This window comes from Clostridium sp. OM05-9 (assembly GCF_003481465.1).
GTDB classification, from domain to species: Bacteria; Bacillota; Clostridia; order Lachnospirales; family Lachnospiraceae; genus Coprococcus; species Coprococcus ammoniilyticus.
Map to the genome: position 1 here is coordinate 503460 of NZ_QULF01000001.1, position 26636 is coordinate 530095.

The 26636-nt window shown below is 42.3% G+C and carries 22 protein-coding genes; 19 read left to right on the forward strand and 3 right to left on the reverse strand.

Annotated features, from left to right (window positions below; all coding sequences use genetic code 11):
* Window positions 1-65: 65 nt before the first annotated feature.
* The 11 genes from DXB77_RS02375 (at window position 66) to DXB77_RS02425 (ending at window position 11087) form a co-directional block, all read left to right on the forward strand.
* On the forward strand, window positions 66-1109 hold the full coding sequence (locus DXB77_RS02375; protein ID WP_173788488.1) for an L-threonylcarbamoyladenylate synthase: 1044 nt from the start codon (window positions 66-68) through the stop codon (window positions 1107-1109).
* A 239-nt stretch (window positions 1110-1348) separates the two neighbouring features.
* The gene (gene rpiB / locus DXB77_RS02380; RefSeq protein ID WP_021944910.1) at window positions 1349-1777 is read left to right on the forward strand and encodes a ribose 5-phosphate isomerase B; all 429 of its coding nucleotides are present in this window, start codon (window positions 1349-1351) and stop codon (window positions 1775-1777) included.
* A 626-nt stretch (window positions 1778-2403) separates the two neighbouring features.
* A complete protein-coding gene (locus DXB77_RS02385) occupies window positions 2404-2712 on the forward strand; it encodes a hypothetical protein (RefSeq protein WP_021944909.1) in 309 nt (102 codons plus the stop codon).
* Between the two features lie 38 nt (window positions 2713-2750).
* The gene (locus DXB77_RS02390) at window positions 2751-4799 is read left to right on the forward strand and encodes a V-type ATP synthase subunit I (RefSeq protein ID WP_118662562.1); all 2049 of its coding nucleotides are present in this window, start codon (window positions 2751-2753) and stop codon (window positions 4797-4799) included.
* Between the two features lie 5 nt (window positions 4800-4804).
* Window positions 4805-5278 carry a V-type ATP synthase subunit K gene (locus DXB77_RS02395; protein ID WP_008402619.1) on the forward strand — a complete coding sequence of 158 codons (474 nt, stop codon included), beginning with the start codon at window positions 4805-4807 and terminating at the stop codon, window positions 5276-5278.
* A 51-nt stretch (window positions 5279-5329) separates the two neighbouring features.
* Window positions 5330-5923: a V-type ATP synthase subunit E family protein gene (locus tag DXB77_RS02400; RefSeq protein ID WP_021944907.1), complete on the forward strand. Its 594-nt coding sequence runs from the start codon at window positions 5330-5332 to the stop codon at window positions 5921-5923.
* 13 nt (window positions 5924-5936) lie between these two features.
* Complete coding sequence (locus DXB77_RS02405) at window positions 5937-6908, forward strand: V-type ATPase subunit (RefSeq protein WP_021944906.1); 972 nt, start codon at window positions 5937-5939, stop codon at window positions 6906-6908.
* Window positions 6901-7221 (forward strand): V-type ATP synthase subunit F, encoded by a 321-nt coding sequence (locus DXB77_RS02410; RefSeq protein ID WP_021944905.1) that lies wholly within the window; start codon window positions 6901-6903, stop codon window positions 7219-7221. The genes DXB77_RS02405 and DXB77_RS02410 overlap by 8 nt, the downstream gene beginning before the upstream one ends.
* Window positions 7222-7242: 21 nt before the next feature.
* On the forward strand, window positions 7243-9006 hold the full coding sequence (locus tag DXB77_RS02415; protein ID WP_117807211.1) for a V-type ATP synthase subunit A: 1764 nt from the start codon (window positions 7243-7245) through the stop codon (window positions 9004-9006).
* Between the two features lie 4 nt (window positions 9007-9010).
* Complete coding sequence (locus DXB77_RS02420) at window positions 9011-10381, forward strand: V-type ATP synthase subunit B (protein WP_117822067.1); 1371 nt, start codon at window positions 9011-9013, stop codon at window positions 10379-10381.
* A gap of 40 nt (window positions 10382-10421) precedes the next feature.
* Window positions 10422-11087 (forward strand): V-type ATP synthase subunit D, encoded by a 666-nt coding sequence (locus DXB77_RS02425; RefSeq protein WP_021944903.1) that lies wholly within the window; start codon window positions 10422-10424, stop codon window positions 11085-11087.
* A gap of 188 nt (window positions 11088-11275) precedes the next feature.
* Here DXB77_RS02425 and DXB77_RS13210 read toward each other — a convergent pair whose 3' ends face one another.
* A complete protein-coding gene (locus DXB77_RS13210) occupies window positions 11276-11473 on the reverse strand; it encodes a hypothetical protein (protein WP_243100126.1) in 198 nt (65 codons plus the stop codon).
* Window positions 11474-11663: 190 nt separating this feature from the next.
* Between DXB77_RS13210 and DXB77_RS02435 the strand changes: the two genes are divergently transcribed.
* Window positions 11664-12500 (forward strand): InlB B-repeat-containing protein, encoded by an 837-nt coding sequence (locus DXB77_RS02435; RefSeq protein ID WP_279220246.1) that lies wholly within the window; start codon window positions 11664-11666, stop codon window positions 12498-12500.
* Between the two features lie 149 nt (window positions 12501-12649).
* Here DXB77_RS02435 and DXB77_RS02440 read toward each other — a convergent pair whose 3' ends face one another.
* Together DXB77_RS02440 and DXB77_RS02445 are read right to left on the reverse strand one after the other, a co-directional pair.
* On the reverse strand, window positions 12650-13255 hold the full coding sequence (locus DXB77_RS02440) for an L-2-amino-thiazoline-4-carboxylic acid hydrolase (RefSeq protein WP_021943447.1): 606 nt from the start codon (window positions 13253-13255) through the stop codon (window positions 12650-12652).
* Window positions 13256-13359: 104 nt separating this feature from the next.
* Window positions 13360-14025, reverse strand: a complete 666-nt coding sequence (locus tag DXB77_RS02445) for a TetR/AcrR family transcriptional regulator (RefSeq protein ID WP_117822062.1) — start codon at window positions 14023-14025, stop codon at window positions 13360-13362.
* A gap of 200 nt (window positions 14026-14225) precedes the next feature.
* On the opposite strand from DXB77_RS02445, the gene DXB77_RS02450 reads away from it, so the two are divergent.
* The 7 genes from DXB77_RS02450 to DXB77_RS02480 all read left to right on the forward strand — a co-directional run bounded on the left by DXB77_RS02450 (window position 14226) and on the right by DXB77_RS02480 (window position 26576).
* Window positions 14226-17198: a CDP-glycerol glycerophosphotransferase family protein gene (locus DXB77_RS02450; protein ID WP_118662564.1), complete on the forward strand. Its 2973-nt coding sequence runs from the start codon at window positions 14226-14228 to the stop codon at window positions 17196-17198.
* A gap of 250 nt (window positions 17199-17448) precedes the next feature.
* Complete coding sequence (locus DXB77_RS02455) at window positions 17449-20727, forward strand: leucine-rich repeat protein (RefSeq protein ID WP_118662565.1); 3279 nt, start codon at window positions 17449-17451, stop codon at window positions 20725-20727.
* A gap of 212 nt (window positions 20728-20939) precedes the next feature.
* Window positions 20940-21782 (forward strand): hypothetical protein, encoded by an 843-nt coding sequence (locus tag DXB77_RS02460; RefSeq protein ID WP_118662566.1) that lies wholly within the window; start codon window positions 20940-20942, stop codon window positions 21780-21782.
* A 143-nt stretch (window positions 21783-21925) separates the two neighbouring features.
* Window positions 21926-23353 (forward strand): polyamine ABC transporter ATP-binding protein, encoded by a 1428-nt coding sequence (gene potA, locus DXB77_RS02465; RefSeq protein WP_021943441.1) that lies wholly within the window; start codon window positions 21926-21928, stop codon window positions 23351-23353.
* 22 nt (window positions 23354-23375) lie between these two features.
* Entirely contained in the window at window positions 23376-24173 is a 798-nt protein-coding gene (locus DXB77_RS02470) for an ABC transporter permease (RefSeq protein WP_021943440.1), read from the forward strand.
* Window positions 24173-24985 carry an ABC transporter permease gene (locus DXB77_RS02475; RefSeq protein WP_118662567.1) on the forward strand — a complete coding sequence of 271 codons (813 nt, stop codon included), beginning with the start codon at window positions 24173-24175 and terminating at the stop codon, window positions 24983-24985. Before DXB77_RS02470 ends, DXB77_RS02475 begins: the two co-directional genes overlap by 1 nt.
* Window positions 24978-26576, forward strand: a complete 1599-nt coding sequence (locus DXB77_RS02480) for an ABC transporter substrate-binding protein (protein ID WP_118662568.1) — start codon at window positions 24978-24980, stop codon at window positions 26574-26576. The genes DXB77_RS02475 and DXB77_RS02480 overlap by 8 nt, the downstream gene beginning before the upstream one ends.
* Window positions 26577-26636 lie beyond the last annotated feature (60 nt).

A 26636-nucleotide genomic window follows, 5' to 3' on the forward strand; every position in this document is an offset into this window, starting at 1 on the left:
GGATAAGGCTAAAATGAGACTGGCAGGCGATGTGCCTGACTATACAGGTAAGGCTGGTAATTAAAATGAAAACCATAGTAGCGAAAGCTGATCTGGAAAACGAAGAATTATTCCGGAAGGCTTCGGATATATTAAAAAGTGGTGGACTGGTTGCATTTCCAACAGAAACCGTATATGGACTAGGTGGAGATGCGTTAAATCCAAAGGCATCCGAAAAAATTTACAGTGCCAAGGGAAGACCATCGGATAATCCGTTGATCGTACATATTGCTGATACGGCAAGTGTATGGGAGTTGGCGGCAGAGGTATCCACACAGGCACAGATGCTGATGGAAGCATTCTGGCCGGGGCCACTGACGATCATTTTCAAAAAGAAAGACATTGTACCGCATGAGACAACCGGCGGTTTGGAAACGGTAGCGATCCGTATGCCATCACATCCGGCAGCTATGAAGCTGATCAAAGATTCAGGCGTGTATATTGCAGCACCGAGTGCAAATCTGTCCGGAAGACCATCACCGACAACAGCAGCACATGTAGAGGAAGATCTGTCCGGCAGGATCGATATGATCTTAGATGGCGGACCGGTTGGAATCGGAATTGAGTCCACGATCGTAGATGTGACAGGCGATCGTCCGACAATTTTACGTCCGGGTTATATCTCAGCGGATATGATCAAGAATATTTTAGGAGATGTCATGATCGATCCGGCATTGGAAAGTGTGGATATGAAAGTCAGACCAAAAGCCCCGGGTATGAAATACACACATTATGCACCGAAGGGAAAACTCACGATCGTAGAGGGTGAGCGGGAAAAGGTTGCCGCAAAGATTGCAGAGCTGGTTGCTTGTAAGCAGGCAGAAGGATATAAGACGGCAGTTCTGTGTGATACAGAAAATACGGATTTATATTCCTGTGAAAATGTTCTTGATGCGGGAAGCAAAAAGAATGAAATTACGGTATCTTCATCCCTGTACCGGCTGCTTCGTTTGTGTGATGATATCGGCGCAGACTATATTTACAGTGAATCCTTCCGGGAAGGTGATATGGGATATGCGATCATGAACCGGCTGATCAAGGCGGCAGGACATAGAATTATATCGGTGTGATGTAATGAGCGCAAAATTATTTGCTCGCAAGGATGTTGATTTTGCGGAATGCATAGAATGTGCGAAGCACATGATATAATGAGCGCAAAATTATTTGCTCGCAAGGATGCTGATTTTGCGGAATGCATTGAGTGAGCTATGCTCACGATATAATGGAAAAAGTTGACAGTGAAGAAAAAACGGGTTGGGTGACAACCGCCCGAAAAAATTTTGAAAACAAGAAAGGCAGGACAAAGAATATGATAGCACTTGGATGTGACCACGGTGGATACGGATTAATGCAGGATGTGATCAAGCATCTGGAAGAAAGAGGACTGGAATACAAGAATTACGGATGCTACAGCGAGGAATCCGTTGATTATCCGGTATATGCAAAGAAAGTTGCACACGCAGTAGCAGATGGAGAATGTGAGCGAGGAATCCTGATCTGCGGAACAGGAATCGGAATCTCTATTACAGCAAATAAAGTACCGGGAATCCGTGCAGCACTTTGTGGCGATTGCTTCAGTGCACAGGCGACAAGAGAGCATAACGATGCCAATATCCTTGCAATGGGTGCCCGTGTAACCGGACCGGGACTGGCACTCAAGATCGTTGACACCTTCCTTGACACACCATTCTCAAATGACGAACGTCATATCAGAAGAATCAAGATGATTGAAGAGTAAAGAAAAATACTATAAACTGCATATACCGGCAAATGTGGGTGCTTGTTTGAGCCGACAGGCGAGTTGGCACAGGAATATTTGCGAATAGGGGATATGTAATTTATAGAAGATTATAAGTAGTAAGAAAAACATCATCTATCAGGGTGGGATGTATAGTTATAGTTTTGTAACAGTTTTTTGCATTGGTATTTAATGTATGTAAAATAACAACAACCATATAATAAGACCGCAGTCAGAAGAGATTATCGAGGATTTCGATATGAACTGCATATACCAGCAAATGTGAGTGCTTGTTTGAGCCGACAGGCGAGTTAGCACTGGAACATTTGCGGATAAGGGATATGCTGTTCATAGAAACCGCAGATAGTCTTTGGCTGCGGTCTTATTATATGGCTGTTGTTAATCACAACAAAAATTGTGCAAAATGACGTGAAAAATGGTTAAACTAAATTTGACAGTTTAGAATGTTTGTCAAAAATGCCCCAAAAACTGGTAAAATTTCATGACCTTTTGATGAAAAATCTATAAAAGAAGATAAATATTGCTTGAAAAGAGTACACTAACATAATAAAATATTAGCAGAGCGGCATTACATGCCGAGATTAATTATTACGGAGGGAGAAATTATGCTACAGGAAGCCATGAAGACATTAGAAGATGCAGAAGCAAAGGCAGCCGAGATTGTAAAAGAAGCCGGTAAAAAAGCAGAAGCAATTCAGGCGGAAGCAAAGGAAAAGGCAAATGCGATGATCGTAGATGCAAATGCAGGTTCTAAAACAGATCTGGCGGCTATCGCGGTCGACCAGAAGAAACTGGAAACTGATCTTGCAGAAGAAGCTTTGAAAGAAGCATCCGACGAGATTGCTTCCTTAAAAAAACGTGCATCCGAGCGAGAGGGTGAAGCCGTAGAGCTTGTGATCAAGCAGCTATTGTAAATGCTTGAATATCAGGATGCAGAAGGGAGGTAATCATTATGGCGGTATTGGCTATAAAAAAGATTGACATATGCGCCATGAAGAAAGACAGAAAAGCCATATTGGAGAAACTTCAGTCCATGGGAGCTTTGGAGATCCGGGCCGGTGGGGATGAGACGGATGTATTTAAGAAGATCAACACAACCAGTCAGCGTTCCAAATATGAAAAACGTGTCCAGAATACCGACGAAGCTTTAGAGATCCTTGACAGATATGCACCGGAAAAAACATCAATGCTGCAGGCACTTGCAGGCAAAGCTGATGTAGACGATTCTGTATATAAAGAGATTGTTGAGAAGCGGCATGATTATAATATGATCGTGCAGAAGATCCGGGAAAAGGATAAGAAGATTGGAAACTGCAAAGCAGAGATTGCCAAATGTCAGCTTGCAATCGATGGACTGAAACCGTGGATCAATATGGATGTTCCGATCAATACGACCGGAACCGAACATACAGATGTGATCATGGGAAGTTTAGGACCCGGTTTTACAGAGAATATGATAGAAGAACTGGTTGCAAAAAGGCAACCGGAGTTATCAGCTCATGAGATCACGGTGATATCTTCTGATAAAGATCAGACATGTATATTTGTGGTATGTTTGAAAACAGAGACGGAAAGACTGGAAGAAGCCTTAAGGGCAGAAGGATTTACCCGGATGTCGTATTTTTCAAAACGGACACCGGAGAATAAGATCAAGAAATACCGACTCACGATAGAGGGGTATGAGGATGAGATCGAGGATCTGAAAAAACAGATTTCCGGATTTGCAGAAAGCAGACAGGCACTTAAGACCTTATCCGATTATTACAAGATCAGAGCTGAGAAATATCAGGTGCTTGGAACTCTGCTTCAGTCGAACAGTACATTTATCATAACCGGTTATGTACTGGAGCGGGATGAAGAAAGGGTAAAAGAAGAACTGAATCAGAATTTTGTGCTGATGGTTGAAACCAGCGAGATACCTGAGGATGAACCGGCACCGGTACGGCTAAGTAATAAGATGCCATTTGCATCGGCAGAAGGAATCCTGGAATCCTATGGACTTCCTGCCAGAGGCGAGATGGATCCGACGACACCGATGAGTTTATTCTATGTATTCTTTTTCGGATTGATGTTATCGGATGCGGCATATGGACTTATTATATTCCTTGCATGTTTCATCCTGCTTCGGAAGTTCCCGAAGATGGGAGATGGCATGAAGAAGTCACTGACATTATTTGAATATTGCGGTATATCGACATTGATATGGGGTATCTTGTTTGGAGGATATTTTGGAGATGTGGTAGCAGTCGTATCACGAACCTTCTTCCATCATGAGATCACGATTGCACCGGTATGGTTTGCACCGCTTGATAACCCGATGAAGATGCTGATCTTCTCCCTGTTATTTGGATTGATCCATCTGTTCGGCGGTCTGGCGTTAAAAGGTTATATGTGTTTAAAGAAGAAAGATTTTGTAGGCTTCTTCTCAGATGTTATATCCTGGTATCTGCTCATCATCGGTCTGGTACTGATGCTGATGCCAACCAGTTTATTTGCATCGATCGCACAGGTAAGCTTCCATTTTTCAGATGGACTTAAGACCTTCAGCTATGTCATTACGATCTTAGGTGCAGCGATCATCGTTGTGATGTCCGGCAGAAGTCATAAGAATCCAGTGCTCCGACTGGCACTTGGTTTGTATGATATTTACAATATCACAGGCTGGCTGTCTGATCTGTTATCTTATTCCAGACTGCTTGCACTGGGACTTGCAACCGGTGTTATCGCACAGGTTATCAATCAGATGGGAAGTATGGTAGGAGATGGAATATTGGGCGCGATCGTATTCATTCTGGTATTCATCATCGGACATACATTTAACCTTGCGATCAATATGTTAGGTGCTTATGTCCATACATGCCGACTTCAGTATGTAGAATTCTTTGGTAAGTTTTATGAGGGTGGCGGAGAAGCGTTCCATCCATTTAAAGAAAATACAAAATATGTAGATATAGGGAATGCAGGCATGAAAACCTGTAAACCGGAAATTAAGGAGGAATAATCAATATGACAATGGGTACAGTTTTAGCTTTAACAGGAGCTGCATTAGCAGTTATTTTGGCAGGTATGGGATCTGCTTACGGTGTAGGTATCGCAGGTCAGGCTGCATCAGGTGTAGTAAGTGAAGATCCAAGCAAATTCGCAAAGGTTCTTATCATCCAGCTTCTTCCCGGTACACAGGGTATCTATGGACTGCTGGTAGGATTCATCGCTTTATCAAAGATCGGTATTTTAAATGGTGCTCCTGCAGAACTTTCAACAGCGACCGGATTACTGATCCTTGCAGCATGTCTTCCAATCGCATTAGTTGGTCTTGTATCCGCTATGCATCAGGGCAAAACCGCTGTATCAGCAGTTGGTATCGTAGCAAAGAAGCCGGATCAGTTCGGTAAAGCAATGCTTTTCCCTGCAATGGTAGAGACATATGCGATCCTTGCTCTGCTCGTATCAATTCTTGCAATTAACGGTGTACCGGTATAAAACAGGCGTTGATTTGAAACATGATTGAACAAGTAGTACAGGAGGATTTGTATGACAGGATTAGAGAAGATCGTTGAACAGATTCTGGAAGAAGCAAACACTCAATCCGATATGATCCTTGAAGATGCACAGAAAAAGGCAGATCAGATTATAGAAGATGCAAAGGTGGAAGCAGATAAGATCAAGGCGGGTTCGGCTGAAAAGGTCAGCCATGTAAAAGCGGACGGAATGGCAAGGGCAAAATCCTCTGCCGACCTGAAGAAACGCCAGACAGTCTTAAAGGCAAAGCAGGAGATCATCAATGAAGTGATAGGTAAAGCCTATAACGGAATGATCGATATGGAAGTTGACAGATATTTTCATATGATGGAGCGTATGATCGGAAATGCAGTACAGCCGAAGAGTGGACAGATCAGCTTCTCAGCCAAAGATATGGAGCGGCTTCCGGCAGGATTTGCAAAACGGGTATCAGAGATAGCAAAAGCACATGGAGGAGATTTGACGCTCGCAGATAAAGCCAGTGATATAGACGGAGGATTTATCCTGATCTATGGCGGTATCGAGGAGAATTGTTCATTAGCTGCCATGTTCCATGCGCAGAAAGAAGAAATGGCAGACAAATTAAATTCCCTGTTATTCACATAAGGGAGGTAGAAAAATGGCAGACAAATATATATATGCTGTTGCCAGGATCCGGGCACTTGAGATGTCCCTGTTTTCACAGGCTGTGATCGAGCAGTTGATTGCCCAGAAAACATATGCGGACTGCCTTCAGTTCTTAGGTGAAAAAGGCTGGGGTGATACAGAAGCCGGAGTGCAGGATGCAGAGACCATTTTGAACAGGGAACTGGAAAAAACATGGACACTGGTCAAGGAGATGGTATCCGATCAGACAGTATTTGACGTATTGTTGATCCAGGATAGTTTCCATAATCTGAAGGCAGCGATCAAAACCGTTGTAGACGGAGAAGTTCAGGCAAATATATTTTATGACAATGCATCTGTTTCGGGTGAAGCATTAGTCGAGATCATTAAAGATAAAGATTTCCGGTCATTACCGGAATCTATGCGGGAATGCGCATTAGAGGCATATGAGTGTCTGGTGCATACCGGAGATGGTCAGATGTGTGATGTTATCATTGACCGGGCAGCCATGCGGGCAATGCTTGCGGCAGCGGAGAAGAATGGAGATGCATTATTAAAAGAATATGCAGAGACAGTTGTGGCAGTTGCAAATATCAAGATCGCAGTCCGTTCTGTAAAGACAGAAAAAGGACTGGATTTTATGAGACGTGCGATGGAGGAATGTCAGACGCTCAATGTGGAACGGCTGATGCGGGCAGCACTTTCCGGTATGCCGGATGTGATCAAATATCTGGAAGAAACACCGTATTCCGGTGGAGCTGCGGCATTATCAGACAGTTCATCCGCATTTGAACGCTGGTGCGATAACCGGATCATAGAGGCGATCCGGCCGCAGAAATATAATTCATTTACGATTGGACCACTTGTTGCTTATGTACTTGCAAGGCAGAATGAGATCAAGACAGTCAGGATCATCCTGACCGGAAAGTTAAATCATCTGCCGGATGATGCAATCAGGGAAAGGGTAAGGGAAATGTATGTATAGAATTGCAGTATTAGGTGAATATGACAGCATCTATGGCTTTGCGACTCTGGGACTTGAGACCTTCCCGGTATCCGATGCAGAACAGGGCAGTACACAGCTCAGAAGACTGGCAGAAAGTGGATATGCCGTTATCTATGTAACAGAGAGCATGGCAGAGCAGATCAAGAAAGAGATAGAGAGATATAAGACGCAGATGCTTCCGGCGATCATCCTGATCCCAGGAGTTTCCGGTAATACATCTGCAGGTATAAATGGAGTAAAGAAATCCGTAGAACAGGCAGTCGGTTCGGACATTCTGTTCAGTGGAAACTAGGAAGGAGCGTGACCAGAAAACGTGGCAACAGGTAAGATAAAAAAAGTTGCAGGACCTCTTGTTATCGCAGAGGGAATGCGTGACGCGAATATGTATGACGTTGTCAGAGTAAGTGAGAGCCGACTGATCGGCGAGATCATAGAGATGCATGGAGATCAGGCATCTGTTCAGGTTTACGAAGAGACATCAGGACTTGGACCGGGTGCACCGGTAGAGTCAACCGGAATGCCGCTGTCCGTAGAACTTGGACCCGGACTGATCAGCAGTATCTATGACGGTATCCAGAGACCTCTGGATGATATCATGAAAATCTGTGGAAATAATTTGCAGCGAGGCGTTGAAGTTCCATCATTAAAGAGAGACATCAAATGGCCATTTGTTCCATGCGTTAAGGCAGGGGACAAGGTAGAGACCGGAGATGTGATCGGAACCGTACAGGAGACAGTTGTCGTAACTCAGAAGATCATGGTTCCATATGGTATAGAAGGAACTGTAAAAGAGATCAAGAGCGGAGATTTCACAGTAGAAGAGACTGTATGTGTGATTGAGACAGCAAAGGGTGATAAGGAACTGACACTGATGCAGAAATGGCCGGTTCGTAAGGGCCGTCCTTATGCAGAGAAGATTCCGCCGGTTATGCCGCTTATCACAGGACAGCGAGTTGTCGATGCATTCTTCCCGATCGCAAAGGGTGGTGTAGCAGCAGTTCCCGGACCATTCGGTAGTGGAAAGACTGTTATCCAGCATCAGCTTGCAAAATGGGCAGAAGCCGATATCGTTGTATACATCGGATGTGGTGAACGTGGAAACGAGATGACAGATGTATTAAACGAGTTCCCTGAACTGAAGGATCCGAAGACAGGATACTCCCTGATGGAGAGAACCGTTCTGATCGCAAATACATCGGATATGCCGGTTGCAGCCAGAGAGGCTTCTATTTACACCGGTATTACGATCGCAGAATATTTCCGTGATATGGGATATTCCGTTGCGCTGATGGCTGACTCTACTTCCAGATGGGCAGAAGCACTTCGAGAAATGTCAGGACGTTTACAGGAGATGCCCGGTGAGGAAGGTTATCCTGCATATCTAGGAAGCCGTCTGGCACAGTTCTATGAGCGTGCCGGTATGGTTAAGACACTTGGTTCGGAAGGAAGAACCGGAGCCTTATCCGTAATCGGAGCCGTATCACCTCCCGGTGGTGATATTTCAGAGCCGGTATCGCAGGCAACCCTTCGTATCGTTAAGGTATTCTGGGGACTGGATTCGGCACTGGCTTATAAGAGACATTTCCCGGCGATCAACTGGCTGACCAGTTATTCGCTGTATGTAGATAACATGGGAAAATGGTTTGAGGAAAATGTCAATGAGCACTGGATGGAAGATCGTCAGAAGCTTATGACATTATTACAGGAAGAAGCAGAGCTGGATGAGATCGTTAAGATGGTTGGTATGGATGCCTTATCTGCAGGCGACCGTCTGAAGATGGAAGCCGCCAGATCTATCCGTGAGGACTTCCTGCATCAGAACTCATTCCATGAGATCGACACCTACACACCACTGGATAAGCAGTTCCGCATGATGGAACTTGTGCTGGCATTCTATGAGGAATCATCAGAGGCCTTGAAGAGTGGTGCAACTATAAAGAATATTCTGAATATGGAGGTTCGTGAGAAGATCGGACGTTTCAAATATACACATCCGGAAGATGTGGAAGCAGAATATGACAAGATCATAAAGGCACTTCATCAGGAACTGGAAGCAGCCATAGCAAAGGAGGACTAAGCATATGCCAAAAGAATATAGAACCATACAGGAAGTTGCAGGACCTCTGATGCTGGTACATGGTGTAGAAAATGTTACCTATGATGAACTTGGTGAAATCGAGCTTGCAAGTGGCGAAGTCAGAAGATGCAAGGTTCTTGAGATCAATGGTGAAGATGCACTGGTACAGTTATTTGAGAATTCAACAGGTATCAACCTTTCAAACAGCAAAGTAAGATTCCTTGGACGAAGTATGGAACTTGGCGTATCAGAAGATATGCTCGGTCGTGTATTTGACGGACTGGGAAGACCGATCGATAAAGGACCGGATATCCTTCCGGAGGAGAGAAGAGATATCAACGGTCTGCCAATGAATCCGGCAGCAAGAAATTACCCATCGGAATTTATCCAGACAGGTATCTCTGCTATTGATGGATTAAATACACTGGTAAGAGGACAGAAGCTGCCGATCTTCTCAGCATCGGGACTTCCACATTCGAAGTTAGCAGCCCAGATCGCAAGACAGGCTAAGGTGCGTGGAACAGATGAACCATTCGCCGTAGTATTTGCTGCTATGGGTATCACCTTCGAAGAAGCAAACTTCTTCACGGAGAGCTTCAAGGAGACAGGCGCGATCGACAGAACCGTACTGTTTATCAACCTTGCAAATGACCCTGCGGTTGAGCGTATCGCTACACCTCGTATGGCACTGACCGCTGCGGAATATCTTGCATTTGAAAAGAACATGCACGTACTGGTTATTCTGACGGATATCACAAACTATGCAGATGCATTACGAGAAGTATCCGCAGCCCGAAAAGAGGTTCCGGGTCGTCGTGGATATCCCGGATACATGTATACAGACCTTGCAACTTTATATGAAAGAGCTGGAAGACAGCGTGGCAAGAATGGTAGTATCACAATGATCCCAATCCTTACCATGCCTGAGGATGATAAGACACATCCAATCCCTGACTTAACAGGATATATCACAGAGGGACAGATCATCTTAAGCCGTGAGCTTTACAGAAAGGGTGTAACACCACCAATCGATGTACTTCCATCTCTGTCACGTCTGAAGGATAAGGGTACCGGTGAAGGAAAGACAAGAGGAGATCATTCCAGCACCATGAACCAGTTATTTGCGGCATATTCCCGTGGTAAGGATGCAAAGGAACTTATGACGATCCTTGGTGAATCAGCATTGTCGGATATCGATATTTTATATGCAAAGTTTGCAGAAGCATTTGAAAAGGAATATGTATCTCAGGGGTATGAGACAGACAGAAGTATCGAAGAGACATTAAACATCGGCTGGAAGCTGTTATCGATCCTGCCTCGTGCAGAACTGAAACGTATCGATGACAAGTGGTTAGATCAATACTACGGAAAGTAACGAGGCGAGCGCTTCGAGTTGACATTATAAGGAGGCAAAAATGGCAGCTACACAGGTAAATCCTACCAGAATGGAACTGACCCGTTTAAAGAAGAAGCTTGTTACGGCAACCAGAGGCCATAAGCTGTTAAAAGATAAACGAGATGAGCTGATGCGGCAGTTCCTTGATATGGCAAGAGAGAATATGGCACTTCGTGAGAAGGTTGAGGCCGGCATCAAAGCCGCCAATACGAATTTTGTCATAGCAAAAGCCGGCATGTCTGAACAGATCCTTCATACAGCACTGATGGCACCGAAACAGGAAGTCCAGCTTACCTGCAAGGATCGAAATGTTATGAGTGTAGATATTCCGGTATTTGAATATACAACAAAAAGTGCGGATGAGAATGATATCTATTCTTACGGTTTTGCATTTACCTCCGGTGATCTGGATGATGCAGTAAAGTCACTTGCTGACATCCTTCCGGATATGCTGAAACTGGCGGAGATTGAGAAATCCTGTCAGCTTTTGGCATCGGAGATCGAAAAGACCAGACGACGTGTAAATGCGCTGGAGCATGTTATCATTCCTGAGACAAAGGAGGGCATCCGATATATCAGTATGAAGCTTGATGAGAATGAGCGAAGCACGCAGGTGCGGCTCATGAAGGTCAAGGATATGATGCTGGAGGAAGCCCATCACTATAAAGAGCATCAATTTGAGTGATGCAGACGAACGAAAACTCCTGATATTATACATTGTTATTACGCAAAACGCTTGCACTCTATCCTCGGTGCAACGGTACGTAAGGTAGCAAGGGACGCTGCCTAAGAACCGGCACTCGGATAGGTTTGCTACATAACAAGTATAATATCAGGAGTTTTCTGCTTGTTGTTATATTAGAAAATAAGATTTTATTTGTTTCGCTCGGCAAGTTGCGCCTTTAATTTTGCAATCTCAGCATTTTTTTCAGATAAGGTAGCATTCATTTCAGATACTGTAGCATCTCTTTCGGCTAGAGCAGTGACTGCTTCGTCCCGTTCTTTTTTCAGTTCATCGATCATGTAGTTGACGGTATTTTCATCCAATTTTCGTAATGCTTCAGAAAACATGGTAACAACCTCCTCCGGGTGATACAGATATTCTGACATATCCATGCAGATAGATATCGGATAATTCGGGATCTTTACATTCTTTTGGACTGTTTTCAAACATCACGATCGTATAAACGGTTTTCAGATCCTGATAGGTGAATGTACTTCCCTTTTCCCCTTTTACTCTGGTGTACTGGCGGAGCAAAAGATCAGCAGAGTAGCAGGACATCCGCTCACCGGGAAAGGTGTATGGGATGAATATGCATTTTATTACTCCGGACTTAATGATGTTCGGTTGAATAAAGGGCTGCAGTATATTAATAAAGGTGCGTTTGAAAAGACAAAGATTACTGCTGTGACGATACCGGAAAATACAATTAATATAGAAGAGTGTGCGTTTGGAGATACAGTAAAGAATATCACGATCTCAAAAGGTGTATCAGCTATTCAGGCAAATGCTTTTTTGGCAGAAAATGCATATGTTGATGTGTTAGATGATAATGTTGTTCTTTCCAGATACGCATTTGGAGAAGGAACTACATTAAAAGGAAATGCTGCTTCAACTGCAGCAAAATTTGTAAGTGACACCAATAAAACTTCTTCTTATGATGGTTATTATAAATTTGAAGTCAGACCGATCAAGGTTTCCTTCGCAGCAAATGGTGGTACATGTAAACAGCAGAGCATGTCGGCTATTCCCGGTAAATATTATGGTACATTGCCTGCTCCGGCCAGAAAGGGATATACATTTGCAGGTTGGTATACAAGCCCTGCCGGTGGTGTTAAAGTATCCAGACAGAGTAAGGTTGCAAATAAGAATATTACATTATATGCACATTGGACAAAGGTTAAAGTAGCGAAGGCAAAGAAACCTGGCGTTAAGAGTACATCAAAGAAAAAAGTAACAAAGAAATTATCCAAGACATTAACCGGATTAAAATCTAAAAAGAAATACTACGTTAAGGTTCGTGCATTTAAGAAGGATTCTACCGGAAACCGGGTGTATGGAAAATGGAGTGCTGTAAAAGCAGTCAAGATTAAATAATCTGATATTAGAGGTGCAGCGCTCACAAAAAAGTAGAGTGTAAATATAAGGAAGAGCAAAAACTGCCGCCAGTCATTCAACTGGCGGCAGTTTTTATGTTCTTACGAAGTGTATTAATTCTTTTGTATTTGAATGCCGGTCGTATGAGATCATTTTCGTCCATATCGGAAATCGCAAGAATCTGCACCTTCGGCGATCGTCTTTGTCCGGATGAGCTTCATCTGCATCATGTCTGCAAGAACATAGTCCATGCGGCACAGATATTTTGCCAGTTCAAAGCAGTCTTCATCCCGGCACAGATTACAGATACCACAGGTATGATAATCATAACCAAGTTCAAAATCATCCTGTGGAGTTCCTTCGATAATATCAACAACCCAGTCGTTTTCATATCTGTGTAAATGGGAATCTGCGGACCATTTCAGTCTGTCCGGCATCTTCTTTTTATCAAGATAGCTGTTGGCATTTCCAACCGCTATATGAAACAGCTTGTTGGAAGATAAGCCGTCCTTGTACAGTTCATAGCAGGCTTCCGGTGACAGTGGGGTTTTACGGTTTAAGGCGATAAAATATGCTCCCATGCAATAGGAACTCATAAGTCTGGATTTGCCAATGTCCTTCGCATTTTTCATAATCGATACATATTCCTGCTTTATTGCTTTTTTATTAATATTCAACTTCTGTTTTGCTGCCTGCTTCATACAGGAGCTGTGATAAAAATATCCAAATAATTTCTGCGTAAATCCATATTCCATTTTAAACTGCCTCCATACTAGTCAAATTCCAGTTCGATGATCTGGCATATTTTCTTCCATATAGAGGAATTAATAATGTTTCCTGTACGGTTCCTTTTTCAATCTTAATTTTTTCCATGTTTTGGTTCCTCCTGTTTTTTTATTCCAAGTGCTGCTTCCAGTCCATGAAGCAGAATGTTCATTGCTTCTAAAAATGCCTGTTTGCACTCAGGTGTGATCCCGTTTTTGCAGGAATCATCTGCGATTATTTCACAGACCATCGAGAACTCAGAGGATGAGAGAATATAGACTGTTTTTTCTGATAATTGATTTGATGCAAGTCCTCGTTTGTATAATTCGGAATAATACTGCATTGCAAATCCGGTGCATTGTTCAATGTAGATTTTACGAAAACGGCTCAGGTATGTACCGGAGTCATTTTTTAAGAGCATGTGAAATAACTGCATGTCATCCTCTAACAGCTCAAAGGTGCGGATGGATATCCCGGAATATAAGACCTGAAGTAACTGATCATCTGTCATGGAAGTAAAATCTGCATGCAGCATAGATTCGGAAAGCAGCATAAGCTTATTTCCGCTTTCCGCAAAAATTTCTTCAAACATATCTTCTTTGCCGGAAAAGTGTTTATAGATCGCTCCCGGTGTTATGCCTGCTCGCGCTGCGATCTTACGCATGGAGGCTTCCTGATATCCATATTCTAAAAAGATATCTCTGGCACTTGCAAGGATGGCTTCTTTTGTTGCTTTTGTACTTTCTCGGATTGTTCTCACTCCCTGTCTGTTTAAAATGGTAAACACTGTTTACTTTATAGCACAGATCATAAATGAAATCAAGAAAATAATGAATACAAGATTAAAACAATTACTTGCGTTATAGAAGAAAGTTAGGTAAAATAATCTCTGTATGTAAAATGCTAGAAATGAATGATACTATATAGAAGAAAGTAAAGTAGTTGTGAGGGAGATGGACGATGAAATTATCCATTTTGTGTTGTTTAACGGAAGAAGAAGAATTAAACAAGGCGACCATTGAAGTATTTGAAAAGATGGCGGCATATGGACTTGGTAAGAATAATAAAGTACGGATCGGTGAAGAATTTGCAAATGCAGCAGGGGAGGGCAGTATGGCATCTGCAGAAGGAAGCAGTACTGATATTGGCGACAGTGATCTGTCTGCGGATGATATTTCTCAGGAAAAGATCAGCATGGGTGAAAAGAAGAAGTATGCTGAGACTGAGAAAGGAAAAGAAGAAAAGAAATCAGAGACTGTAGTTGCGGATGCACAGATGGCAGAGTATTCGGTTCAGTTTGTGCTGAATACCAGTCAGGTAACAGCAGATAAAGACTGGTATAATAATGTGATCACCAGGATCGGTAATCCTGCATTTACGGTAACAATTGACGATACCGCATATACTGCACCTGCAGAAGCATATCATCAGATGGCAGAGAAAGCAGAGGGAGATTACTGTGCATTTATAGAAGTCGGAGATGTGATTTCAGAGAATCTGGCAGAGATCCTTACAAATGGAATTACGATCTGCCCGGGACATCATGTATATATGATCGCAAAAACATTTGCAAATGCAACGAAAGGCGCATTTCGTAATTTCTTAAAAGTCACAGACAGTAAAAAGGAATTAAAATCATTTTATGTGATTGATCTGAAAAATAAATATGACTGTTATCCATTTACTTTTGCAGGAACAATATTAAAGACAGATATTTTAAAGAAGCGTAATGTGAATGCTTCATTGGGACTGGAAATGGAACGTGATTTCTTCCTGCGTTATTTAGCAGAAGAAATGAAAGTTGTGTATCTTCCGGGTGTGGAATATACAGCATATGAATATGAGGAGCATGATATTACATTTTATCGTGGATTGTATATGCAGGAGTGGTATTTTGATTCTATTACAGAATTCTGGATGCCGTTCTTAACAGAAATGAAAGAAAAATATGGAAGGATACCGGTATTTATCCAGTATAACTTCATGTATTCCATACATGCCAGATTTGAAGGCAACATGGACAACCGGAATAAGCATGTAATCGAGGAAGGCCATGGAGAAGAGTATCTGGAGCTGATAGGCAGGTCACTTGGACTGATCGAAGAGAGTATCATGCTGAATCGGAATAAGATAGCGGCCTGTATCACGGGTGATACGATGAAATGGGTGTATGGTATCTTACGAAATGGACAGGATTATAAGTTCCAGCGATTCTTCCTTGCAGGAAAGATCTATTATGGAATCGGGGATACCCTGTTTAATTCAGTTATGAGCTTAAGCACTAACATTCTATTCATCAATTACAGAGCTGGTAAGCTGGAGATCGATGGAACGGTTCATCCAATCCTGTATTCCATGGCGGACGAGATTTATTTCAAATATAACAATGTCAAATATAAGATCGAATATAACGGACGATATGGTCTGACAAAGGCATTTGGAGCAGCGATCTGTAAGAGACATTCGTTCCATCTGAGTATTCCGGTTGCAAAGAAAAATGAAACAGCAATATCCTGTGAGGCGAAATTCGGAACGCAGATCGAGACGATCACCCTTAGTTTCCCATCCCATTTCAGTCGGGTATGCGGAGCGTTTGCAAACAGCCACTGGTTCTTTGGAGATAACAGAGAGTATATGATGACATCTGAGCGGAGAAGTATGGTCATCCGTAAGGTGAGCAAGTCACAGAAATTTGTAAAAGAGCTTAAGTTACTGAAGGATATGTTTAAGAAGAATAACTGGACAAGAAAGTATGCGATATTCAGAATGCTGTACTTTATCTGTCGTCCATTCATGACCAGAAAGCCGATCTGGATGTATATTGATAAGATTTACAAGGGCGGAGATTCATCCGAGTACCTGTATAAATATGCCAGTGCACAAAACAGCAAGGATATCAAGCATTACTATCTGGTTGATAAGAAGAGTACGGATTATAAGCGTCTGAAGAAAGAGGGCTACAAGCCATTGGTGCGTGATTCCTTAAAGCACAGACTTGTATTCTTATATGCAGATATGATGGTTATATCGAATTCAACGGTTTATGCATTTAATGGATATAAACTAAAAAATTCGGCCTTTATCCGTGACCTTCCGCATTTCCATGTCTGCTGTGTTCAGCATGGTATGTCGATTCAGAAGATTGCGATCGCCCAGAATCGTCTGCGGGATAATCTCAGACTTTACTTCTGCGCATCTAAGTATGAGATCGAGAATCTGTCTCGTCCGGTATATGATTATGTCGGCTATGATGCATTGAAGCTGACAGGCGTTCCTCGTTATGATGGCTTGAAGGATCGGGCGAAGAAGCAGATTATGATCAGTCCGACCTGGAGAATGCAGGCAGCGATGCCGGTTCGTACCAGTGAGAGCGAACAGCGTGATTACAATCCGCTGTTTAAGGAATCAGAATATTTCAAGGTATTCAATGCACTTATTAATGACAAGCGTCTGATCGATGCGGCAGAGAAATATGGATACCGGATCAAATATGTTCTGCATCCGATCGTAAGCTCACAGGTGGATGATTTTGATAAGAATGATTTTGTAGATATCGTTCCGGCAGTTGGAGATATGAGCTATGAAGATATGTTCTGTGAATCCAGTCTGATGGTAACGGATTTCTCTGGTATCCAGTTTGACTTTGCTTATATGAGAAAGCCATTGGTATATCTCCATCACAAAGATATACCACAGCATTATGAGGAGGGTACCTTCCATTATGATACAATGGCATTCGGGGAGATCTGTCATGACAACGATGAACTTATCGATACCTTGATCGAGTATATGCAGAATGATTGTAAGATGAAGCCGGAATATGTAAAACGCGCCGATGACTTCTTCTACTACAGAGATCACAATAACTGCGAGAGAATCTACAAAGAGATGATCGATTATCAGGAGAAATATGTTCTTCCTGAAAGATATTAACTAAATACAAATTAATAAAAACAGGCGGTTATCAGTCTGGATATGCATGATAAAGAGTGAATGCATATCTGCGAAGATCTGGTGGCTGCCTGTTTTTTTTGCTGCCGCGATATGGAAAGAAAGAAAAAATTTTACAACATCTATAGATTAGTGATTGTGCAGAGCGTAAATGCAATGATAAAATATGTTTAATATCTGCGGAGATGAATAGAGGAAGACAGATCATAAAAATGAAAGGGAGCGAGTGCCTATGAAAAAATGGAAGAAACTAACTGTGGTATTAGCTGGAATTGCCGCTTGTGTTGGACTGATCGGAAGTCCGGCTATGGTACAGGCAAAGGAAGATTCTGCAAAGGCTGTATTGCAGACACAGACAGTATCTGAATCAGACCAGACAGAAGCGGAGTTGTCGGCTGTAAAGGCGGTAAAGCTGAATGCGGATAAGGTTGGGGAGACAACCTCCTACAATGATATGGTGTATTCACCGGAGAAGAATGGAATTTATTTTGTCCATACAGTAGGTGAGGTTTATGGAAATTACAGGACATACGAGATCGTATTCTATGATATTTCCAAGAATACATATACGACGGTATATACAAGTGAACGTGGGGTTGAAGAGTCTTATATGGATGATAATGCCATATATTTTGCGAAAACGGATGTATCATATACGAATAACGAAAATACAGGTTCTTATGATTGTACATGTGATATAAAGATCACAAATTATAATTTTAAGACAGGAACAGTAAATAAGCAGGCATTTGAAACATTGGATATTGGTGCGAACTGGGCAAATCTGATATCTACCTTTGGAGTCGATTCATATGGAAGATATTATATTGCGACCAATGAAGATAAATTGTATCTGTTCAATTCCGAAGGAAAATTATTGAGTACGACCAAATGTGGAAGTGAGATATATGAATTTGCAGGCTTTGATAAAACGAATGGTAATTTTTATTACCGAGGATCAGAGAACTGGAGATATTGGGGATATGATCACAGCATGGCAAGTCTGAAGGCTGGCAAGGTAAACAGCGATAATTCTATCACGATCAAGGGAGAGAATATGATGTATCTCTACCAGGATGGATGGTTTGCACATAAGGCTCCGATCCGGATGTTAAATGACAGGTATCTGGTATCTCTGTCTACATTTAATGGGAACATCTGTGTACTGATAGATTCGAATCAGTATGATATAAATGATGTAACCGAGAGCTCTACAAGTATTAACCTGATTGATAGCAGTGTATCCGTATCACCGATCAACATTGCAAATAAAAAAGCATTGAAGATGGCGTTTTACACAGCTGATTCATATTACGGTGATGGATATATTGACCTTACAAGCATCGGACCAAGATGTGCATTAAACAGCACAGCAACGTCTCTGATCGTAAAAACAGATGAGACGGTATTAACAGAATACGACATAGCAAAGCAAAAAGAGAAGATACGGTTACAGACAAAGTACCCGGTCTATACATTTTTCATGGACAAATCCACCTGTGTAGTAGTAGAGAAAAAGAATGACAATTATTATCTGGAAACATTTGACTGGACATATCCGACAACCTTCCGTGTGAATGCACCGGCCAGTATGAAGGTAGGAGCATCGGGAACAGCCGCCTGCAGTACAAATGGTGGCTTTGCTCTGGACTATACTTATAAAAGTTCAGATGCAAAGATCGTAAGTGTCGATAAGAATGGCAATTTAAATGCATGGAAAAAGGGAACGGCAACGATCACGATCAAGGCAGACCCGATCAATGTAAAAAAGACGATCACGATCAAGGTAACAAATTCCACATTGTCAAAGAGCAGTAAAACTTATAAATCTACAGGAGCAGTCGGTACAGCATCAGCAACCATGCATCAGAGCATCAACAGTGGATATACATATGGAAATGTACAGACCGCTTATCTGAATGCAAGATCCGATGGAACCTTTGAGCGTGTAGAGTATATCAGAGGTTCGGTAGTTCGCGAGGTTTATGATTCTTCTTATCGGTTAAAGAGCCGGAAAAAGATCAAATGCGAACTCCCGTTATTTGGCGGATATTATAATGGAGAGAAATACAACTATCTTGTATTTGGACAGTCAAATACAAAGGAGAGCAAGACAAAGGAAGTTATCCGTGTTGTAAAGTATGATAAAAACTGGAAGCGGATCGGAGCCTGCCGGATCAAGGGAGCAAATACATATATGCCATTTGATGCAGGTGGACTTTCAATGACAGAAACAGCAGGTAAATTATATATACACACCTGTCATACGATGTTTGCCAGCAGCGACGGATATCATCATCAGGCGAACTGTACCTTTGTTGTAAAAGAGAGCAATATGAAGCTGGCAGATTCGTATTATGATGTTATGAATCTGTCAGAGGGTTATGTCAGCCATTCATTTGCACAGCAGATTGAAACAGATGGTAAGTACATTTATCGTGCAGATCTGGGAGATGCTTATCCAAGGGGTATTGCGCTTACAGCAACGAAAGTCGGAGATCAGGTAAAGGATCCGTCCATGTATGGAACGGTTATTGCGATTCCGGGAGACACAGGATATAACTATACCGGTTATACATTAAATGATCTGAAACTTGGAACCAATAACTATATTCTGACCGGAGCAGGCATCAAGAACGAAAAGACCTCTGTAAGAAATATCTATGTGAATGCAGGATCGAAGACACATTTGCAGACAGGTGCAAAGTGGATCACGAACTATACAGCGAAGGATAAGATCACGGTTATGAATCCAAAGCTTGTAAAATTGTCGGGAACACAGTTCCTGTTATTATGGGAAGAAAAGAATACAGTGAAGAATACTTATACAACGAAGATGGTGCTGCTGGATGAAAGTGGAAATAAAACCTCGGAGATCTGTTCTTCTCCACTGGCACTTGCGATGTGTGAGCCGGTTGTAACCAAATCCGGTACGGTTATATGGTATGTAACCAATAACGATTCACCCGTATTTGTCGAGATCAATCCATATCAGTTATCCAAGGTACAGACAAAAGCCAGGAACGTAAAGACCTTCAAAACCGACAAGACAGAGTCATTTGATAATGGACAGAAGAGTGGATACCGGAAGGGTGATATCTATATCAAGGATAAGATGATCTATAAGATTACATCATCAAAGACGGTTGCCTTTGGCGGAGTTACTTCAAATACCATCACATCACTTTCAATTCCTAAGACTGTGAAGATTGGAAAGAAAACATATCAGGTAACGGCGATCGCATCCCGTGCCTTTGTAAACAGAAAGAAGCTGAAAAAAGTAACGATCGGTGCAAATGTATCCAAGATTGGAAATTATGCTTTTTATGGATGCACGAATCTGAAGACCATTACGATCAAGTCAACAAAGTTAACAGCATCGACTGTTGGCTCTAAAGCATTTTCAAAGATCTATACAAAAGCAACGATCAAGATCCCAAAAGCAAAGAAGACGGCATACAAAAAGATCCTTTTAAAGAAGGGTGTAACAAAGAAGATGAAGTTCAAGTAGAAAACACCTGAATTTGTGATGGAAGTGAGCTGTATTGGAGGTGTCAGGCATTTATGTGTCTGGCACCTCTTTTTGCTATATTGCAAAAGAACGTAAGTCTGCAGTATCTGATTTGCCTCATGAATATGAAGATTATGATGTACGTCAGCAATCCAAGAAGTTCCTGGAATAAAAGCACATGATATTGTCCAGAATATGGATATAGGAAAAGGATGGTAGATGTATACATGAAGCGTTCGGCGAAGATATATATGGTGCTGCTTGTCTGGATCGCAGCAGCATTGCAGTTTTTTATAAATGAGAAAATGGATATGGAAGAAGTGTTCGCCAGTATGCAGGAGGCAGATACACAGCTGGAGGTTCATGCTGATATAAGTGTATGGGGCGTATATGAGATGGCAGATTCAGAAAAATCTGAAAATAAAGATTCAAAGGATGTCTGCCCGCGTCTGACTCCGGCGAAGATAAATAATCTTCTTTTGAATACTGCCGAATGCTTTGGGGTATCTGCAGGCGAACTGACTGTTACCGGACGGCATGATTCGATAACAACTTTTCAAAGTAACGGAAATCCGGCATTCTGGAGATTTACTTTTATTGACAATTCAGTTACCGGACAGGGTTATCTGGTCGTTCAGACGGATCGTATAGAGGCAGTCAATCAAATTCATACATTTTTTGATAATCTGAATATCAAGGAGATGGTAAGTGTTGAAGCTGATATTTATGCAGATTCCTTGATGCAGGAGCAGGTGATGACAGCAGCGGTGGCTTCGTATGGATTGACATCGGACACGGTAGTCGTGAGCAGGGAACAGACAGAGAGATCACATACCGGCAGAATACTGGAGCAGATATTACAGGAGCTTCCGGTCACAGGGCTTATGAAGAACCCGGATGGCTGGTACGGGCGGCTGAATTCCAGCGTGCATCTGAGTAATCTGACAGCGAATAAAAATGTCCGGATTCAGGAGACGGATTACGGTTCGGTTCATCTTCAATTCGGTGATAAGACAGATCTGGTCAGGTTGTATGCGTCAGTTCTCAGACGATGAAATTTCAGATGTAAAATTTACACAAAACCTAAGAAAAATAACATGAAATATATATTAATTTTCTCCCGGATATGTTAGAATTAGTTGATTTTTGTCTAATGATAAAAATTATAAATAACTTGAAAAGGAGAGTGTATAAATAATTGGAAAACATTATTGAGTTAAAGCATATCACAAAAAATTTTGATGATAACTTTACGGCTGTGGATGACTTTAATCTGGAGGTGCAGCGTGGAGAGTTTGTAACCTTTTTAGGGCCGTCCGGTTGTGGTAAGACGACCACACTTCGAATGATAGCCGGTTTTGAGATGCCGACAGAGGGGGAGATTTTATTAAATGGTAAGGACATCAGTAAGTTGCCGCCAAATAAGCGCCCGATCAATACGGTATTTCAGAGATACGCATTGTTTCCACATTTAAATATTTATGACAATATCGCATTTGGCCTGAAGCTGAAAAAGCTTCCAAAGGCTGAGATTGAAAAGAAAGTAAAAAAAGCTCTTGAGATGGTAGATCTTGAAGGGTTTGAAGATAGACGCGTTCAGACATTGTCCGGTGGACAGCAGCAGAGAATTGCGATCGCACGTTCACTGGTAAATGAGCCGGAGATTCTGTTGCTTGATGAGCCGCTCGGTGCGCTGGATCTGAAAATGAGAAAAGAGATGCAGCTCGAATTAAAGGAAATGCACGAGAGACTTGGAATTACCTTTATCTATGTAACCCACGATCAGGAAGAAGCGCTTACAATGTCAGATAAGATCGTTGTAATGTCAGAAGGACGTATCCAGCAGATTGGTACGCCGGAGGATATTTACAATGAGCCGAAGAATGCATTCGTTGCGGACTTTATCGGAGAAAGCAACATTTTTAATGGTATCATGACAGGCAAATTAAAGGTTCGTTTTTGTGGTGCGGAATTCGAATGCCTGGATGATGTAGAGCATGGAACACAGGTGGATGTCGTAGTGCGTCCGGAGGATATCCTGATCGTGTCGCCGGAGCAGGGAGCAGTAAAAGGAACGGTTATCTCTGTGGTATTCAAGGGTGTTCATTATGAGATCACAGTACAGTCCGGTAAAAATGAGATCGTGATACAGTCCACAAAGTCTGCAAAGGTAGGCGACATGGTTGGACTTAACGTAGAGCCGGATGGCATTCATGTTATGCCTGCGGAGAAAGCACTGAACCGCATCGAGACAGGAGTTGACAAATATTATAAGCTGGAATTCTTAGATGGTGAGCTTGAGTGTGATCTGAGTAAGATCGTTCCGTCGTCTCATTATGAGGATGGTGTATTAATGGATGCGTCCGGAGATGTCATCGATCATGAGCGGCTCAAGGTGATCTTAACGATCAAGCCGGATGATATTACGATGAGTGATGATCAGGAGGAAGGTATCATATCCGGTCATATCATTAACCTGATCTATAAAGGAGACCACTACAGCTATGTAGTCCGTACGGAGAATGAGGAAGACTTCATTGTTCACGATGAATATCTCTGGAATATGGATGACTTTGTCAGCCTTGTGATTCCAAAGGATAAGATCCACTTTGAACTTAAGAAATAACCGAAAGCAAAAGGAGACAGAGATGAGTACATTACGTTTTTCCAGAAAACAACTGTGTGTGCCATATGCATTGTTCCTGATATGCTTTGTGGTTGCACCGCTTATAGTCATTATATATTATGCATTTACAAATGGAGAGGGGCAGTTCTCACTGGAGAACCTGACAGGATTCTTCACCAGTCCGAACACGATCGGAACCCTTGCCTACAGCTTTGCGATCGCCTGTGTATCGACGGCAGCAGCTTTGTTGCTGGCGTACCCGATCGCTTATATACTTGCCAGAAGTGAATGGAAGAAAAAGTCGATCATTGTTATGATCTTCGTTCTTCCGATGTGGATCAATTTTACGTTAAGACTGACTGCTTTAAAGGAAGTCCTGACGTTGATCGAGCATAATCTGGCATATTATCCGTTTTTGAATTCCGTGATCGGTATGGTATATGACTTTCTTCCGTTTATGATCCTGCCGATCTATACAACATTGATGAAGTTAGATAACAGTCTGTTAGAAGCAGCAAATGATCTGGGTGCAAGTTCTGTTCAGACATTTTTAAAGGTGACGCTTCCATTATCTGTTCCGGGTATCATCAGTGGTATCGTGATGGTATTCCTTCCATCTATGACGAACTATGTTGTATTGGATATGTTGTATAACAGTACTTATGTTATGGGTAGTCTGATAGGCAGCTATTTTGCTGCATACGATTGGCACAATGGATCCATGATCGCACTGGTGCTTCTGTTGATCATATTAATCTTTACTCTCTTTACAAATAAATATGAGGGAGAAGACAACAACAGAGGAGGTGCATTGTTATAATGAAAAAAGGATTTCGGGTTGCTTTTATTATATTGATGTTGGTGATCCTCTATCTGCCGATTCTGATCCTTGCAGTTTATAGTTTTACGGATTCGGCAAATATCGGAACAATACACGGATTTTCCGTTCAGAATTATGTTACATTATTTACCAAGCCTGAGCTTGCAGATATGATCTGGGGTACGGTTCTTCTTGCGGTTGGATCAGCGTTAATTGCGACATTGCTTGGAACACTGGGTGCGGTCGGTGCATTTTATTCCAAGAAACTTGCATCGGGGATCGTATCTGCGATGAATCAGGTTCCAGTTGTAAATGCAGATGTTGTAACCGGTTTTTCAATCTGTATCTTGCTGATCGTAGTATTTGGTGTCAGTAAGGAATCCTATGTGCCGCTGGTAGTCGGACATGTCGTGCTGTCTGCACCATTTGTCTATCTGTCAGTTGTACCGAAGCTAAAGCAGATGGATGGAAGCTTGTATGAGGCTGCTATGGACTTGGGCGCATCACCATTTACCGCACTGGTAAAAGTAGTCCTTCCACAGATCTTGCCGGGTGTGATTTCAGGATTTGCACTGGCAATAACTTTGTCATTAGATGATTATTTCATTGCGAGTTATACAAAGCCGGCTACATTTGATACGATCAGTACTTATGTCGTAAATGCGACCAAGGGTTCTCAGACAGAGATTAAGACTGCTTTATGGGCGTTATCAACAGTGATCTTCGTGATCGTTATACTGATTGTTGTTGGTATGAATATGACATCAAAGGCAAAGGCGAGAGTCGGAAAGGCAGGTGGCAGATATGAATAAGAAGAAGTTATTCAAAGGATTTGCCGGCTTCTGTGCCGGACTTATGATGTTTACACCTGCGGCTTATCTGGTACATGCGGAGGCAGATGATAAAACGCAGGATCAGGCAGAAGCGTCTGCAGCATCAGATAATACAGGAAGTGATGCAGCAAAGACAGATGCTGCCGATGTACAGAAGTCGGATGATACAATTGTGCTTCGTGTATCCAATTGGGAAGAATATATCGACCTTGGAGAATGGGATGAGGACGAAGTGATCGACCTGGAAGATGGAACCGAGATCTTCGGTGAGAATTCCATGGTGACAGATTTTGAGAACTGGTACTATGAGACATATGGTCAGAAGGTAAAGGTGGAATATTCCTGCTTTGGAACAAATGAAGACCTTTATAACATGCTTACCCTTGGTGATAAATACGATCTGGTCTGTCCATCCGACTACATGATCATGAAGTTGATGGCAGAAGAAAAAGTAGTTCCGTTTTCGGATTCGTTTTATGACACAAGTATAGAGGAAAATTATTATGCAAAGGGAGTATCTCCATATATCAGACAGACCTTTGATGAAAATGAGATCAATGGTGAGAGCTGGAGCAAATATGCAGCCGGATATATGTGGGGTGTAACCGGTATCTTATATAATCCGGAGAAGATAACAGAGGAAGAAGCAGGTACATGGAATATCCTGAATAATCCGAAGTTTGCACGTCAGGTTACGATCAAGGATAATGTGCGTGATTCTTATTTTGCGGCACTTGGCATTTTGAAGCAGGACGAACTGACATCAGAGGAATTCATAAATGCAGATACTTATCATGATGATCTGCTTCGGGTAATGAATGATGTCAGCCCGGAAACGATACAGGAAGTGCAGGATCTGCTTCAGGATATGAAGGACAATGTATATTCCTTTGAGACAGACAGTGGTAAGGCAGATATGGTATCCGGCAAGGTGCTTGCAAATTATCAGTGGTCCGGTGATGCGGTTTATGCGATGGATCAGGCAGAAGAAGATGATCTTTATCTTGATTTCGCCGTGCCGAAGGAATCTACCAATCTCTGGTTTGATGGCTGGGTGATGTTAAAGGATGGTATCGATGAAGATGCCAGAAAACAACAGGTAGCAGAAAGCTTTGTGAACTTTCTTTCAAGACCGGACAATGCAGTCAGAAATATGTACTACATCGGATATACTTCTGTTATTGCAGGAGGCGAAGATGATAATACAGTATTTGATTATCTGAACTGGAATTATGGTGCGGAAGATGGAGAAGAAGATACAACAGAATATCCGCTTGGTTATTTCTTCAGTGGTGATAATTCGGATCCTGATTACATCATAACAGCTCCGGAGGAGCAGACAAGACGTCAGCTCTATGCCCAGTATCCGGACGAAGCGGCGATCGAGCGAAGTGCGATCATGCAGTACTTCGATGCAGATGCCAGCAAACGGATCAATCAGATGTGGATCAATGTCCGTTGCTATAACATTAAGGATGTAACGCCGCAGGTGTGGGCAATCGTGGTGATACTGATTCTTGCGGCAGCAGGGCTGATCGTACATTATAAGCGTTCTCATTACCACAGCTAAGTGGTGTGATTTCGGCGATCAGCTGGGAGTTTATAGGCGTTACCATTCTTTGATAATGAT